At 47.7% G+C, this 14,683-nt stretch carries 15 protein-coding genes; 1 reads left to right on the top strand and 14 read right to left on the bottom strand.

Going from position 1 to position 14,683, the window contains the following annotated elements; translation table 11 throughout:
* Positions 1-53: 53 nt before the first annotated feature.
* From phoR to ACMYR3_RS04680, 12 genes are all read right to left on the bottom strand, one after another.
* Entirely contained in the window at positions 54-1,370 is a 1,317-nt protein-coding gene (phoR, locus tag ACMYR3_RS04735; RefSeq protein WP_424195012.1) for a phosphate regulon sensor histidine kinase PhoR, read from the bottom strand.
* A gap of 37 nt (positions 1,371-1,407) precedes the next feature.
* On the bottom strand, positions 1,408-2,124 hold the full coding sequence (phoB, locus tag ACMYR3_RS04730) for a phosphate regulon transcriptional regulator PhoB (protein ID WP_424195010.1): 717 nt from the start codon (positions 2,122-2,124) through the stop codon (positions 1,408-1,410).
* Between the two features lie 22 nt (positions 2,125-2,146).
* The gene (gene phoU, locus ACMYR3_RS04725) at positions 2,147-2,851 is read right to left on the bottom strand and encodes a phosphate signaling complex protein PhoU (RefSeq protein WP_424195008.1); all 705 of its coding nucleotides are present in this window, start codon (positions 2,849-2,851) and stop codon (positions 2,147-2,149) included.
* Between the two features lie 13 nt (positions 2,852-2,864).
* Positions 2,865-3,653, bottom strand: a complete 789-nt coding sequence (gene pstB / locus ACMYR3_RS04720) for a phosphate ABC transporter ATP-binding protein PstB (protein WP_424195006.1) — start codon at positions 3,651-3,653, stop codon at positions 2,865-2,867.
* A gap of 8 nt (positions 3,654-3,661) precedes the next feature.
* Positions 3,662-4,531, bottom strand: a complete 870-nt coding sequence (gene pstA, locus ACMYR3_RS04715) for a phosphate ABC transporter permease PstA (RefSeq protein WP_424196366.1) — start codon at positions 4,529-4,531, stop codon at positions 3,662-3,664.
* Positions 4,532-4,602: 71 nt separating this feature from the next.
* The gene (gene pstC, locus ACMYR3_RS04710) at positions 4,603-5,571 is read right to left on the bottom strand and encodes a phosphate ABC transporter permease PstC (RefSeq protein WP_424195003.1); all 969 of its coding nucleotides are present in this window, start codon (positions 5,569-5,571) and stop codon (positions 4,603-4,605) included.
* A 60-nt stretch (positions 5,572-5,631) separates the two neighbouring features.
* Positions 5,632-6,669: a phosphate ABC transporter substrate-binding protein PstS gene (gene pstS, locus ACMYR3_RS04705; protein WP_424195001.1), complete on the bottom strand. Its 1,038-nt coding sequence runs from the start codon at positions 6,667-6,669 to the stop codon at positions 5,632-5,634.
* Positions 6,670-6,772: 103 nt separating this feature from the next.
* Entirely contained in the window at positions 6,773-7,777 is a 1,005-nt protein-coding gene (locus tag ACMYR3_RS04700; protein WP_424194999.1) for an NAD(P)H-quinone oxidoreductase, read from the bottom strand.
* Between the two features lie 86 nt (positions 7,778-7,863).
* Positions 7,864-9,225, bottom strand: coding sequence for a phosphoglucosamine mutase (gene glmM, locus ACMYR3_RS04695; RefSeq protein WP_424194997.1), 1,362 nt, complete (start codon positions 9,223-9,225; stop codon positions 7,864-7,866).
* A gap of 31 nt (positions 9,226-9,256) precedes the next feature.
* A complete protein-coding gene (gene folP / locus ACMYR3_RS04690; protein WP_424194995.1) occupies positions 9,257-10,114 on the bottom strand; it encodes a dihydropteroate synthase in 858 nt (285 codons plus the stop codon).
* A 131-nt stretch (positions 10,115-10,245) separates the two neighbouring features.
* Positions 10,246-12,135: an ATP-dependent zinc metalloprotease FtsH gene (gene ftsH / locus ACMYR3_RS04685; RefSeq protein WP_424194993.1), complete on the bottom strand. Its 1,890-nt coding sequence runs from the start codon at positions 12,133-12,135 to the stop codon at positions 10,246-10,248.
* A gap of 247 nt (positions 12,136-12,382) precedes the next feature.
* Positions 12,383-13,042: an RlmE family RNA methyltransferase gene (locus ACMYR3_RS04680; protein WP_424196364.1), complete on the bottom strand. Its 660-nt coding sequence runs from the start codon at positions 13,040-13,042 to the stop codon at positions 12,383-12,385.
* Between the two features lie 62 nt (positions 13,043-13,104).
* Here ACMYR3_RS04680 and yhbY point away from each other — a divergent pair, with 62 nt between their 5' ends.
* On the top strand, positions 13,105-13,599 hold the full coding sequence (yhbY, locus tag ACMYR3_RS04675) for a ribosome assembly RNA-binding protein YhbY (protein WP_424194991.1): 495 nt from the start codon (positions 13,105-13,107) through the stop codon (positions 13,597-13,599).
* 61 nt (positions 13,600-13,660) lie between these two features.
* Here yhbY and ACMYR3_RS04670 read toward each other — a convergent pair whose 3' ends face one another.
* Both ACMYR3_RS04670 and greA read right to left on the bottom strand, forming a co-directional pair.
* Positions 13,661-14,119, bottom strand: coding sequence for a DUF4149 domain-containing protein (locus ACMYR3_RS04670; RefSeq protein WP_424194989.1), 459 nt, complete (start codon positions 14,117-14,119; stop codon positions 13,661-13,663).
* A gap of 40 nt (positions 14,120-14,159) precedes the next feature.
* The gene (gene greA / locus ACMYR3_RS04665; RefSeq protein WP_424194987.1) at positions 14,160-14,636 is read right to left on the bottom strand and encodes a transcription elongation factor GreA; all 477 of its coding nucleotides are present in this window, start codon (positions 14,634-14,636) and stop codon (positions 14,160-14,162) included.
* Positions 14,637-14,683 lie beyond the last annotated feature (47 nt).

Below are 14,683 nucleotides of genomic sequence, written 5' to 3'. Positions count from 1 at the left end.
GATTTATTGGTTCCCTGCTTAGCGTTGATACAACGAGTAGGGAACCAATAAAACTACACGACCACTTCCTTTATCGGAAATATCCTGCTTGTCGGCAAGGTAAAGGAAAATACACTCCCCTCACCCTCCACACTGCTAATTTCAAGATGTGCCTGATGTCGCATCAGCACATGCTTGACAATTGCCAAACCCAGTCCAGTCCCACCCGTTTCAGAGGATCGACTTTTATCAACACGATAAAAACGCTCGGTCAAACGAGGAATGTGCTCTCTTGGAATCCCCATCCCAGTGTCTGTTACTGAAAAAATTCCATTACCCTTTTTATCCAGATGCCAATCAATTTTAATTTGACCTCCCGCTGGGGTATACCTGACAGCATTAGAAATTAAATTACTCATCGCACTAGATATCTCTGACTCAGAGGCAAGTAGATTAATCGCCTCCGTTTGATTTAATACAATCTCATGACGACCTTTAGAAAGTGCAATCGCATCTCTAGTGAGCATCCGAAGCAGCGGGCTCAAAGAAAAAGTTGTTTCTCTGATCAAGTTATAGTTATTTTCCAACCTTGAAAGAGTCAGTAAATCATCCACAATATGCTGCATTCTGCCAGCTTGCTCGTGCATGAGCTCAATATAACGCGATTCGTCTTCTTCACTTAAATCAAGATCACGCATAATCTCTAAAAAACCCGACAATACTGTCAGCGGTGTTCTTAATTCATGCGATACATTGGCAACAAAATCGCGACGAATCGCATCATTTTGTTCGTACTGAGTAATGTCACGAGAGACCAAAAGCTTTTCGTCCTTGCCATAATGAAAAATCTGCAAAGATAAAACTTGATTCTGCAGAGTGCCCGTATTTCGTATCGTCAATGGTTGACTAAACTCTTCACCATCTAAATAACTAATGAAATTTGGCTGCCGAATCAAGTTTTTGATTTTCTGCATGTAATCAGATTTTGGATTTATCCCAAAATGCATCGCAGACATGGCATTGCACCATTCAATCTGGTCCTTGTTATCCAGCATTAATACACCGTTTGGAGAGGCTTGAATCGCCTGGATAAATCGCTCATGCTTAGATCGCTCTAATGCAGCCTCATCACCAAAACGTCTTAATGCACGACTAATCAAATAAAAAACTTCTGACCAGCTACCACGACCAACCGGTATTTTTTGCTTATCAGCTGCTTTAGCCCAAGAAAAAAGTTGATTTAAATGAAAGACATGAAAAAACACCAGCACACATAACATCAGCCCACAAAAAATGAGTGCCAAAAGTTGATCATGACTGAGCCATAACCCTGCTGTAATCAAGAAGATTAAACAAAGTATGATTGTTGTACGCAACCAGATAAAAGACAATTCAGTACCCTTGCAGAGATGACTTTTTATTCAAGAATCACGCCGTTGCAAATCGGTAACCGGCCCCTCTCACAGTCTGTACGAGACGTTCATGACCAGATGGTGCCAATGAAGCTCGCAGTCGTTTGATGTGCACATCGACAGTACGCTCTTCAACAAATACATGATCACCCCAAACCTGATCAAGTAATTGTGATCGTGTATGCACACGTTCTGGATGTGTCATTAGAAAATGTAGCAGTCGAAACTCCGTAGGACCCAAATCCAAAGGAACGTTCTGTTCTTTGTTTTCGATATTTTCAATGTATTTAGCAGAAACTCTGTGCGTAAGCGGATCAAGACAAAGACCACTAATTTCGACCTTATCCTCAGTAAGCTGCGGCGCTCGTCTGCGCAAGACTGCTTTAATCCTAGCCAAAAGCTCTTTAGGTGAAAACGGTTTGGTCACATAGTCATCAGCACCAGCTTCCAAACCCAATACCTTATCACTCTCTTCGCCACGAGCCGTCAACATAATAATCGGAATACCTTTGGTCCGATCATTGGAACGAAGACTGCGCGCAAACGTCACGCCCGACATGCCTGGCAACATCCAATCTAATAATACAAGATCAGGTAACACATCGGTCATGATATGCTGCGCTTGTTCAGCATTAAAAGCCTTGATGGGATGATGCCCGGCATGCTGGAGATTAACAGCAATCAATTCGGAAATTGCTGGCTCGTCTTCGACAACTAAGATACTACTTGGCATGATAAGGTCAGTAAGAAAATGATTATTTAAGTGCTTCTTTTTCCATTTCAGCCAACGGCGTATGACGCACGTCAGTTCCCTTGACAATATAAATGATGAATTCTGCAATATTTTTTGCATGATCACCAATCCGCTCTATTGCTTTAGCGACGAACAACAAATCCAGTCCAACAGAGATGATACGTGGATCTTCCATCAGGAAAGTAATCAGTTTACGCACAAAGCTGCGAAACTCATCATCAATGGCATCATCATCACGAACGATTGCAGCAGCCTCTACAGTATCAAGACGAGCAAATGCATCCAATGAGCGACGTAGCAACTGCAATGCCAGATCGCCGGCAATTTTCAACTCAGAAAAATTAATTGAAATTGGTTTATTTTGTTCAAAAGTGTTTTTTGCCATCTTGGCAATTCGGTTGGCCTCGTCACCAACGCGTTCAAGATTGGTAATGGTCTTGGTAATAGCCAATAACAGACGCAAATCACGTGCCGTAGGCTGACGTCTAGCCATGATATTGGCGCAATCAGCATCTATCTCCACTTCCTTGCTATTAATACGTGGCTCCGTACTAATCACCAATTCGGCCTGTTCAATATCCCGATTGATCAGTGCAGCCAAAGCATGACTAACCTGGGCCTCAACCAATCCACCCATTTCCAGCAACTTTGAACTCACTTTGGCCAGCTCTGCATCAAACTGTGTTGATAAATGTTTATCACTCATTGCGCTCTCCGGTTCAGCCGAAACGGCCAGTAATGTAATCTTCAGTTTCACTACGTGCTGGCTTCATGAAAATCTGATCAGTTTTACCAAACTCAATCAGTTCACCCAGGTACATATAAGCAGTGTAGTCGGAACAGCGTGCGGCCTGTTGCATATTGTGAGTTACGATGACAACGGTATAATCATCCTTAAGCTCAGCAATTAACTCTTCAATACGACCAGTTGAAATTGGATCAAGTGCCGAACAGGGCTCATCGAGCAATAATATTTCGGGTTTAATGGCGATACCTCTGCCAATACATAACCTCTGTTGTTGACCACCGGAAAGGCCGTTACCACTTTGATGCAACTTATCTTTTACTTCATTCCACAAGGCAGCTTTGGTCAGTGCCCACTCCACTCGGTCATCCATCTCAGAGCGAGACAATTTTTCAAACATTCTGACACCGAATGCAATGTTATCGTAAATAGACATGGGAAATGGTGTTGGTTTTTGAAAAACCATACCAACCTTAGCACGCAACAAGGAAATGCTCTGGGTGGACGTCAGTAAATTACCACCATCCATATTGATTTCACCTTCAGCACGCTGCTCTGGATAAAGCGCATACATCTTGTTAAAGGTGCGTAGCAGGGTTGACTTGCCACAACCAGAAGGCCCAATGAAAGCGGTCACTTTCTTATTGGGTATGTTCATGTTGACATTCTTCAAAGCATGAAACTTACCGTAATAAAAATTTAGATTTTTAACTTCAATCTTGGCTTTGATATTTGCATCGACATTAATAGTGGCAACAGTCATGATTAACCTCAGGATTTTTTCGTGAATAGGGTACGGGCCAGAATATTCAATCCAAGCACACCCAATGTGATCAGAAATACGCCAGCCCAGGCCAGCTCTTGCCATTCTTTGAAAGGACTCATGGCAAATTTAAATATGGTGACAGGCAAATTAGCCATTGGCTGGCTCATATCCATGCTCCAAAATTGATTGGAGAGTGCAGTGAACAACAAAGGTGCTGTCTCGCCAGCGATACGCGCCACTGACAAGAGTACACCCGTCAAAATACCGGCAACAGATGCCTTTAATGTAATGGCTGAAATCATCTTCCATTTTGGTGTACCTAACGCAAATGCGGCCTCACGCAAGGCATTGGGCACCAGATTCAACATATTCTCCGTCGTACGAATCACCACAGGAATTTGCAAAAGTGCGAGGGAGATTGCGCCGGCATAACCGGAGAAGTTACCCATTCTGCTGACCACCACCGCATAGACAAACAAACCAATCACAATTGATGGCGCTGACAGCAAAATGTCGTTCACAAAACGGGTTATGCTAGCCACGATTGATCCATGACCATACTCTGATAAAAACACACCTGCCATAATACCCAATGGTGTTCCTACCAGCGTAGCCAAACCTACCATCGCAAAACTACCGGCGATTGCATTGGCCAAACCACCGCCAGCAGTATTCGGTGGTGGCGTCATTTCAGTAAAGAGGGAGAGAGACAGACCACCAATACCCAATCGCAAGGTCGTAAATAGAATCCAGGTCAACCAGATAAGACCAAAGACCATGGCAAGCAGGGACAATGTCAGGGCGAGTTGGTTAGTGCGTCGACGACGCGCCTGCAAAGACTCTTTCACCTTTTCTGCATCCGCACTCATTGGCATGGATGCGGTCAATGTATGTTCAGCCATATCGCTTCCTTGTTCAGATAATTGTCTGGGGTTAGTCGCCGACATTATTTCGTTCCTTCTGATCTTTGTAATCTCAACAAGAGAATCTTGGATGCAGACAATACGAGGAAAGTAATCAGGAACAAAATCAGGCCCAACTCCATTAAGGCCGACGTATGAAGGCCTGGGCTAGCTTCAGCAAATTCATTAGCCAAAGCAGAAGTAATACTATTACCGGGTGAAAACAACGATGCCCCACCAAATACGTTGGTATTGCCAATCACAAAAGTCACAGCCATGGTTTCGCCCAGAGCACGGCCCAGGCCCAACATGACGCCACCGATCACACCGGCCTTGGTGTACGGTAGCACCACGTTCCACATCACTTCCCAAGTTGTACAACCGATACCGTAGGCAGACTCCTTGAGCAGCGTTGGCGTTACTTCAAATACATCGCGCATCACAGAGGCAATATAAGGAATGATCATGATGGCCAGAATAATGCCGGCACACAAAATACCAATACCCAATGGTGGGCCAGAAAATAATTGACCAATCACAGGTAACTTACCCAGTGTCATCTGCAAGGGTTTTTGAAAATAATCAGCAAAAATCGGAGAAAAAACCAATAACCCCCACATACCGTAAACAATACTTGGAATCGCAGCCAGCAATTCAATCGCGGTACCCAGTGGGCGACGCAACCAGGCGGGAGAAAGTTCGGTCAAAAACAGTGCAATACCAAAACTGACGGGTACAGCAATAATCAAAGCAATGAGGGAAGTCACGATCGTGCCATAAATGGGCACCAATGCACCGTAGAGATCCGCAGGTGGATCCCAGTCTGGACTAACAATAAAACTCCAGCCCAAGGCCTTGATGGTAGGCCAAGAACTGATGAACAGCGAAATAATGATGCCACCCATCATGAGCAAAGTCACAATGGCAGCCAAGCGTGCCACGGCAGCAAAAATTCGGTCACCCCAAGGGCTTGGTGTAATCAGCTGGCGGTCGAGATCGGTGGTATCAGTCATGAAGAAACCTGTACAAAAAGAAAAGCTTGCCAGACATCATTGCCTGACAAGCTTGGGGGATTACTGAAGTACTGCTTTGCCGTTCGCGTCCTTAATGGAACTCCAGCTGGAACGTACTACATTCATAACAGCCTCTGGCAGAGGCACATAGTCCAGCTCATCAGCCATTACAGAACCATTTTTAAAGGCCCAGTCAAAAAACTTCAGGGCTTCAGCACCTTGAGCCGGCTTATCCTGCGACTTGTGCATCAGAATGAAAGTTGCGCCTGAAATTGGCCATGCCTCTTTGTTGGCTTGATTGGTGAGAATTTGGTAGAAAGATTTGTTCCAGTCGGCTGCAGCAGCGGCCGCTTTAAAAGCGTTATCAGAAGGCTGGACATAACTACCTGAAGCATTCTGCAATGACAGATGGGTCATCTTGTTTTGCTTGGCATAAGCATACTCGACATAGCCAATTGCACCACTCAGACGTTGCACAAAAGCCGAAACGCCATCATTACCTTTACCACCAGTACCCACTGGCCAGTTCAGCGTCGTGCCCTCACCCACTTTGGACTTCCACTCTTCGCTCACTTTGGACAAGTAGTTGGAGAAAATAAATGTGGTGCCAGAACCATCAGCACGGCGTACTACCAGAATATCCTGATCGGGCAATTTAGCTTTTGGATTCAACTCAACAATATGCTTGTCATTCCACTTGGTGATTTTTCCCAAGAAAATATCAGCCAGCAAAGAACCCGTCAGACGCAACTCACCAGGTTGGACGCCTGGCAAGTTAATCACAGGAACCACACCGCCGATCACGGTAGGGAATTGAGCCATACCCTTCTGATCCAGCTCTTCCTGTTTCAATGGCATGTCAGAAGCACCAAAATCAACCGTCTTGGCGGTGATTTGCTTGATGCCGCCAGAAGAGCCGATGGATTGGTAGTTAACTTTGTTGGAGGTGGCTTTTTGATAGGCATCGGCCCATTTAGCATAGATTGGGGCGGGGAATGAAGCACCAGCACCGGTAATTTCGGCGGCATTGGCGGCGCCAAACAAGGAGACTGTTGCACTGACAGTCAGGGTGAATATTGCAAATTTGCCTGCACGCATTAAATGCTCCTTTAAAGCATGATTAAGGGATATGGCAGGTTAAATTGCAATTATGACACCTTTGTGACATTCACCAAAACGTCATTGAAATCACACAAGATTGTCAAAATGGCGACGTTTTGACCTGTAGCATGATTTTGCCAATATGCGCGCCAGACTCCATATAAACATGGGCTTGTGCTGCTTCGGCCAAAGGATAAACGCGATCAATGACCGGTTTGCAGCGCCCAGCTTCCAGCACCGGCCAGACATTTTGCAGTAATTGCCGAGCGATCCGTGCCTTCTGCTCAATACTTTGTGGACGCAGGGTGGAGCCGGTAAAAACCAGGCGTTTGGTCATGATGGCGGCCACATTAATGTCAGCCCGACTCCCTTGCATGAGTGCAATTTGCACCAGTCGACCATCCATACCGAGTACGCGCAGATTACGATCCACATAGTCTCCTGCAACCATGTCCAATACCACCTGGACACCCTGCCCTTCAGTGAGCGCTTTGATCACTGTCACAAAATCTTCACTACGGTAATTAATGGCCAGATCAGCACCAGCCTGCTGGGCCGCCAACTGTTTCTTCTCGCTGCCGACCGTGGTGTACACCGTGGCACCAAATTCCTTGGCCAACTGGATTGCTGTCAGGCCAATACCGCTGGTACCACCATGAATCAGCACACGTTCCCCGGCTTTTAAACCACCTCGTTCAAACAGATTGAACCAGACTGTAAAATAATTCTCTGGCAAGGCTGCTGCTTGCAGCAAATCAAAACCTTTGGGAATTGGCAGGCAATGTTGCGCTGGCGTACTCACCAATTCGGCATAGGCACCCCCCGGTGTCAGGGCGCAGACCCAGTCACCCACTTGCGGCCAGGCACCCGTAGCGGCAATATCGTCCGCCACAGCAATCACCTGACCAGCGACTTCCAGTCCAAGAATCGTTGAAGCACCCACTGGCGGCGGGTAAGTCCCGGTGCGTTGTGCCACATCGGGCCGATTCACACCGGCTATGTAAACCTCTATGAGCACTTCACCAGTCAGAATCACCGGTGCAGCAGTTTCTTGCAGCTTGAGCACTGCAGCCTCACCGCCTTGCCCGTGATCGATATATCGCATCAATATACTCTATACCAGTAAAATAAATAACCCAATAAATACGTACATTACAAGATTATTATTGAACATACCCCCAATAAAATGTCTTACTGAATAGCTTTTGCAAGTCTTTCAGCCGTCTTTTGCGCCAGATTGGCATCGGCTGCTTCAACCATAACACGCAAGACTGGCTCGGTCCCGGAAGCTCGGATCAACACACGCCCGGTATCGCCCAACTCCTGTTCAACCGCTCTGATTTCATTTTGCAAATAGTCGTTGGCCTGCCAGTTATAGCCTGGCTGTATCCGCACATTGATGAGTTTTTGCGGGAACAGATTGACTTCTTGGGTCAGCTCAGCCAAAGATTGTTGACTGCGCGAAATCGCTGACAATACTTGCAAGGCAGAAATGGTGCCATCGCCCGTGGTATGTTTGTCCAAAACCAGCAAGTGTCCCGAGCCCTCGCCGCCTAATATCCAGCCCGCTTCGGTTTTCTGCTTTTCCCGTAACAATTCCAGAATATAACGATCCCCGACCTTGGCGCGCAAAAACTGTACACCCAGCTTTTTGATGGCCAGCTCAACCGCCATATTGGTCATCAAGGTACCAACCGCACCGGCCATCTTTTGGCCAGCCAGGAGCCGGTCTTTTATCAGCACATACAGCAGTTCATCGCCGGTATACAGACGACCCGCCGCATCAACAATCAGCAAACGATCCGCATCGCCGTCCAGCGCCAAACCAATCTGGGCATTATTGGCACGCACCGCCAAAATCAGGTTATCCGGCGCGGTCGCTCCATAGCCATCATTGATATTAAAACCATTGGGTTGGTTACCGATGGCAATCACTTCTGCACCCAACTCATGAAACACTTCCGGCGCGACTTGATAGGCGGCGCCATGCGCGCAATCCACCACAATCTTCATGCCGCGCAAGTCCAGCTCGGCCGGAAAAGTGCTTTTGCAAAATTCAATATAGCGACCGCGTGCATCATCCAGGCGCTTGGCCTTGCCCAAATGATCAGAGGATTCACAACCCATTGGGTTTTCCAACTCACGTTCAATTTCGGCTTCTACTTCGTCAGGCAGCTTGTCACCCTGACTGGAAAAAAACTTGATGCCGTTATCCTGATAAGGATTATGCGACGCGGAAATGACCACGCCAACGGAAAGCCGTAAAGCACGGGTCAAATAAGCCACTGCGGGTGTCGGCATCGGGCCGGCCAGCATCACATCAACCCCTGCCGCAGAAAATCCGCATTCGAGCGCAGCTTCGAGCATATAACCAGATACCCTGGTGTCTTTGCCAATCAATACCACTGGTCGTGAGACAGATTTTTCGGATGAAGCCTGATGTGCCAACACCTTGCCCGCGGCATAACCCAGACGCAAAGCAAACTCCGGGGTAATCGGTGACTCGCCGACTGTGCCGCGAATACCATCAGTACCAAAATAACGTCGTGACATTGCTTCTCCTTCTTCTGAGGTTTTTATTCAATTAATTCATATTGGCAGTATTTATCGGTAGACCCGTCAACGCCTGCCAGACCTTGAAGGCTTCAATCGTTTCAGCGACATCGTGCACTCGTACAATACTGGCGCCTTGCTGAGCCAAAGCCAACGCAGCGACTATGCTGGGCAAAACCCGTTGGCTGACATCATGTCCAGTCAATTGACCCAGCATGGCCTTACGCGACACGCCAACCAGCCAAGGCAGATCTGCTACTGATGTTTTCAATAAGGTATTGGCCAAAGCCAGATTGTGCGCCAGTTTCTTGCCAAAACCAAAACCCGGGTCCAACACAATGCGATCCATGCTGATGCCCGCAGTTTGCAAACAATGAAGCCGATCAATCAGAAACAGGCGAACCTCATCAACCACATCATCATAATTAGGTGCCACTTGCATGGTCTGCGGTGAGCCCTGCTTATGCATCAAACAAATGGCGCAATGACTTTGCTTGACAGCCTCCAGTGCACCAGGCGCCTGCAAGGCATTCACATCATTGATCATGTCAGCACCTTCGGCAAGACAGGCGTGCATGACCTCGGGCTTATACGTATCAATCGACAAGGGCTTGCCACAATCACGCAAGGCTTTGACGATAGGCAACACTCGCGCAAGCTCCTCTTCTAACGATACCAAAGCTGCGCCAGGCCGGGTAGATTCACCACCAACATCAATGATGTCAACACCAGCATGAATCATCTCCTGAGCATGGGCCAACGCCTTGTCCAGCATAGCGAACTGGCCCCCATCAGAAAAGGAATCCGGAGTCACATTAAGTATCCCCATCACCAAGGGGCGCACTGCCGACAAAGTCAGGATATAGCGACCACAAGTCAGATTTGCCATAAAGATAGAGAATGCGCTGTTCAGGAAACCAGATGAAAATTTGCCTTATCTGGGCCAACCAGACTGACAAACAATCTGCACCAAATAAAAAAGCGCCAAACTATTTGGCGCTTTTATAGCAGCTTGAATGCTCAGGCGGTTGCAGGTGCGCTGGCAGCGACGCCACCTGTTGAGCTGCTACCACCACCGGAAGAATTACCACCCGAAGTTGCATAACTTTTTGGTGCTCTTGGTGGACGGCCTTCCATGATATCGGCAATCTGGTCAGCATCAATGGTTTCCCATTCCAGCAAAGCATTCGCCATGGCGTGCATCTTGTCCTTGTTATCCTCAATCAGCTTGCGAGCCAGCGCATACTGTTCGTCAATGATCCGACGGATTTCGCTGTCCACTTTACGCATGGTTTCTTCGGACATATTCATGGTCTTGGTAATGCTGCGCCCAAGGAATACTTCACCTTCGTTTTCTGCATAAACCATGGGACCCAGTGCATCGGTCATACCATAACGCGTCACCATATCACGGGCAATCTGAGTGGCGCGCTCAAAGTCATTGGAAGCACCCGTGGTCATTTGATCCATGAACACCTCTTCAGCAATCCGTCCGCCAAACAATACCGAAATGATATTGAGCATACGTGAGCGATCCATGCTGTAACGATCTTCCGTTGGCAGCTGCATGGTCACACCCAAAGCACGACCACGTGGAATGATGGTGACTTTATGAACCGGATCAGTCTTGGGCAGCAAACGCGCTACCAGAGCATGACCTGACTCATGGTACGCAGTATTGCGACGCTCTTCCTCTGGCATGACCATCGATTTACGCTCGGCGCCCATCATGATCTTGTCTTTGGCCTTTTCAAAATCTTCCATCTCAACCAGACGGCCATTGCGACGTGCCGCAAACAAGGCCGACTCGTTGACCAGATTGGCAAGGTCAGCACCTGAAAAACCAGGCGTGCCACGCGCCAGAATGTCTGCTTTGACATCGGGTGCAATGGGCACTTTGCGCATATGAACATGCAGGATCTGCTCACGACCACGAATATCTGGTAATGGCACAACCACTTGACGGTCAAAACGACCCGGACGCAGTAAAGCCGGGTCAAGTACGTCTGGACGGTTAGTCGCAGCAATCACGATCACACCGACACCTGTTTCAAAACCATCCATCTCAACCAGCATCTGGTTCAGTGTTTGTTCACGTTCGTCATTACCGCCGCCCAAACCAGCGCCGCGTTGGCGACCAACTGCATCAATCTCATCAATAAAGATAATGCAAGGCGCATGCTTTTTAGCAGTCTCGAACATATCGCGTACCCGAGCCGCACCAACGCCAACAAACATTTCCACGAAGTCGGAACCAGAAATCGAAAAAAACGGTACTTTGGCTTCACCGGCAATCGCACGTGCCAGCAATGTTTTACCGGTGCCTGGTGAACCTACCATCAAGACACCGCGAGGAATGCGACCACCCAACTTTTGGAACTTGGATGGGTCACGCAAAAAGTCAACCAGCTCGGTCACGTCTTCTTTGGCCTCATCGCAGCCAGCCACATCGGCAAAAGTAATTTGATTGGTACTTTCATCCAGCATTTTGGCTCTGGATTTACCAAAGGAAAATGCACCACCACGTCCACCGCCCTGCATCTGTCGCATGAAAAATACCCAAACACCAATCAGTAGCAGCATCGGAAACCAGGAAATGAAAATGCTGGTCAGCAATGACGGCTCTTCTTCTGGCTTACCGGTGACTTGCACACCATATTTCATCAGATCACCAACCATCCAGATATCACCCGGGGAAGTAATGACAAACCGCTGACCGTCCTGAGGGGTAATTTGCAGATTCCGTCCCTGCACTTCAACGCGCTTGATCTTGCCATTTTTTGCGTCATCCATGAATTGGGAATAAGTGACGCCCTCTTGGACACGCGGCTTGTCAAACTGTTTAAAAACAGTAAACAACACCAAAGCGATCACCAACCAGATTGCCGCTTTAGAAAACATATTGTTCAAGGTGTACTCCTTTACGCAGGTTCATTCCTGCTATTTACAACCAACTTGCTCACAAGTGGCATCAGTCAATATACCCATTCTACCGCTTTGCCTGCCAGCACACATAAGTCCGGCCCAGATAATCCGGATTAATGACAGAAATTACATTCTCGCGTGGTCAGGCAGTCACGCTTACCGATAGTCAACTACTTTTACCAGCAGACAACCATTAAAACAAACTATTTTTCAAGCGATGAGCGAACTAATTTCATCTTTTAAGGCCCTTGCCAAGCAGAAAAGTTTCAGATGATTTATCTCGTGAAGCTTTAGGCTTTTTCGGTGCTACCGAAATAAACTGCTTTTTGAATTTCTCTACAAGCTGGCTATAACCACTCCCATGAAAACACTTTACCAATAAAGCCCCTTCAGGTTTCAAGTGATTAGCGGCAAATTCCAGCGCCAAATCGACTACATGCTCAATCCGCGCCGCATCCGCGATCCCCACTCCTGACAAGTTGGGGGCCATATCCGAAATCACAAGATCCACTTTATCAGTTTGAGCAACTTCCAACAGAAGCCTTTCCAATTGGTGCATGATTGACTCTTCACGAAAATCGCCCTGTATAAAGTGCACATCGGCGATAGGCTCCATCGGTAACATATCAAGTGCAATGATGGTGCCATTGAGTTTCCCCTCATTTTTAGGGCCACCCGCAGCAAATTTATTACGGACATACTGCGACCAGCTACCCGGTGCACTGCCCAGATCGACAATCACCTGGCCTGCTTTGATCAGTTTGGCATCTTCATCAATTTCCTTGAGCTTATAGGCGGCGCGGGCCCGATAACCCTCGCGCTGAGCCATTTTTACATAGGGATCATTGATATGGTCATGCAACCAGGATTGATTAGATTTGTTCTTTGCCACAGCAAGATTTCCTATATTGGCATCGCATCGGCGATAATAGCCTTTTGATAGTACAGAAAAGAATGAGTACACCTACCCTCACCCCAGCTCAGCGCTCTGAATTGCGCTCCCAGGCCCACTCCCTTAAACCCGTTGTCATGATTGGCGGCGACGGCTTGACGGAAGCAGTCCTGAAAGAAATTGACCTTGCCTTGTCTTCGCACCAGCTTATCAAAGTACGAGTGTTTTCCGATGATCGGGATGAGCGTAACACCATCCAGGAGCAAGTCTGCCTGAAGCTCAACGCAGCCCCGGTACAGCATATTGGCAAGCTACTGGTTCTGTTTCGCCCTGAGCATGCGCCAGCCGTCTTCAAGCGGGAAATTCTTGGTGAACCCAAACGTCGTAAAGCCGCAGGACTTCGTACTGTCACGGTCGTCAAACCCAGCCGCACTGGCACTCGCCGCCCTTCAGTGAAAAAAGTATCACTCAAGGCAACTGAGCGGGTCACAGCGGGTGGATTTATCAAACGCGCCAAAAACCGGCAAGTGAGTGTCAAGAAAAAACAGTCTGATTAAACCAGACTCAGCCTGTCTAAATGCCAACTTTTGATTCAACTCGTTAGCTGAGATGTTTAAGCTAACGAGGTCTGGCAAGCTTGATCAACAGCCATCCGCCCAGTACGCTTTGCAGCAGATAAATCAGACTGGCAATCCCATGCAGCATACCAAAGCGACTGGCTGCAGCACCTTCCATCAAACCGGCAGGTGCTGCAGCCTTCAACTCGGCCATCATGGGTTGAATCCCAAAATAACCAATCATGGTGCAGGCTGCCATTGCAGCGACCAGCCACTTGATATGAGGATGACGCGACTCTGGACGCGCATCCAAAATCCAGACCACCAAGAGGCACATTGCGCAGGCCAATGACACCCAGGCTTCGGTACGAAAGATAAAACCAGCAATGGTTCCTGCCAAGACCCGATCAGTCAGATTAGTAAACAAGGTTGGCGCAACCAGGTAACCTACCGTCCAAAGACTGCCTACCCAAATCACAGTAATCAACAATTCCAGATGGGGGGCGAGTCGTTTAAACATGATATTTATCAGTGATTACCCAGGCAGATTCAGTCCACAATCAAATATAACGCACATCCAGAACTTCATATTCCTTGATACCGCCAGGCGCCATCACTTCGACCACATCGCCAATATTTTTACTGATCAAGGCACGCGCAATCGGAGAAGAAATGGAAATCTTACCCAGCTTGAGATCAGCCTCGTCATCGCCCACAATTTGATAAACCACTTTCTCGCTATTCCCTAGATTTTCCAAATCCACAGTGGCACCAAACACCACGCGACCATCGGCATCAAGTTCAGCTGGATCAATAATCTGCGCGGCAGAAAGTTTACCCTCCAGCTCGGCAATCCGGCCTTCGATAAAGCTTTGTTTTTCCTTGGCCGCGTCATACTCGGCATTTTCAGACAAATCGCCTTGGGCACGCGCTTCGGCAATCGCAGTAATGACTTGATGACGTTCAACAGTTTTCAGGCGATGCAGTTCTTCTTTCAGAAGTTCTGCACCAAATTTAGTCAGAGGTATTGTGCTCATAATATTTTCATAAAAAAAGCAAGCCGCCTAAACCGAATAGTCGAGGC

The sequence above is a fragment of the Ampullimonas aquatilis genome (genome assembly GCF_049675895.1).
Classification (GTDB): Bacteria; Pseudomonadota; Gammaproteobacteria; order Burkholderiales; family Burkholderiaceae_D; genus Ampullimonas; species Ampullimonas aquatilis.
The sequence above is the reverse complement of the archived record's forward strand: the minus strand, read 5'-3'. Positions and strand labels throughout refer to the sequence as shown.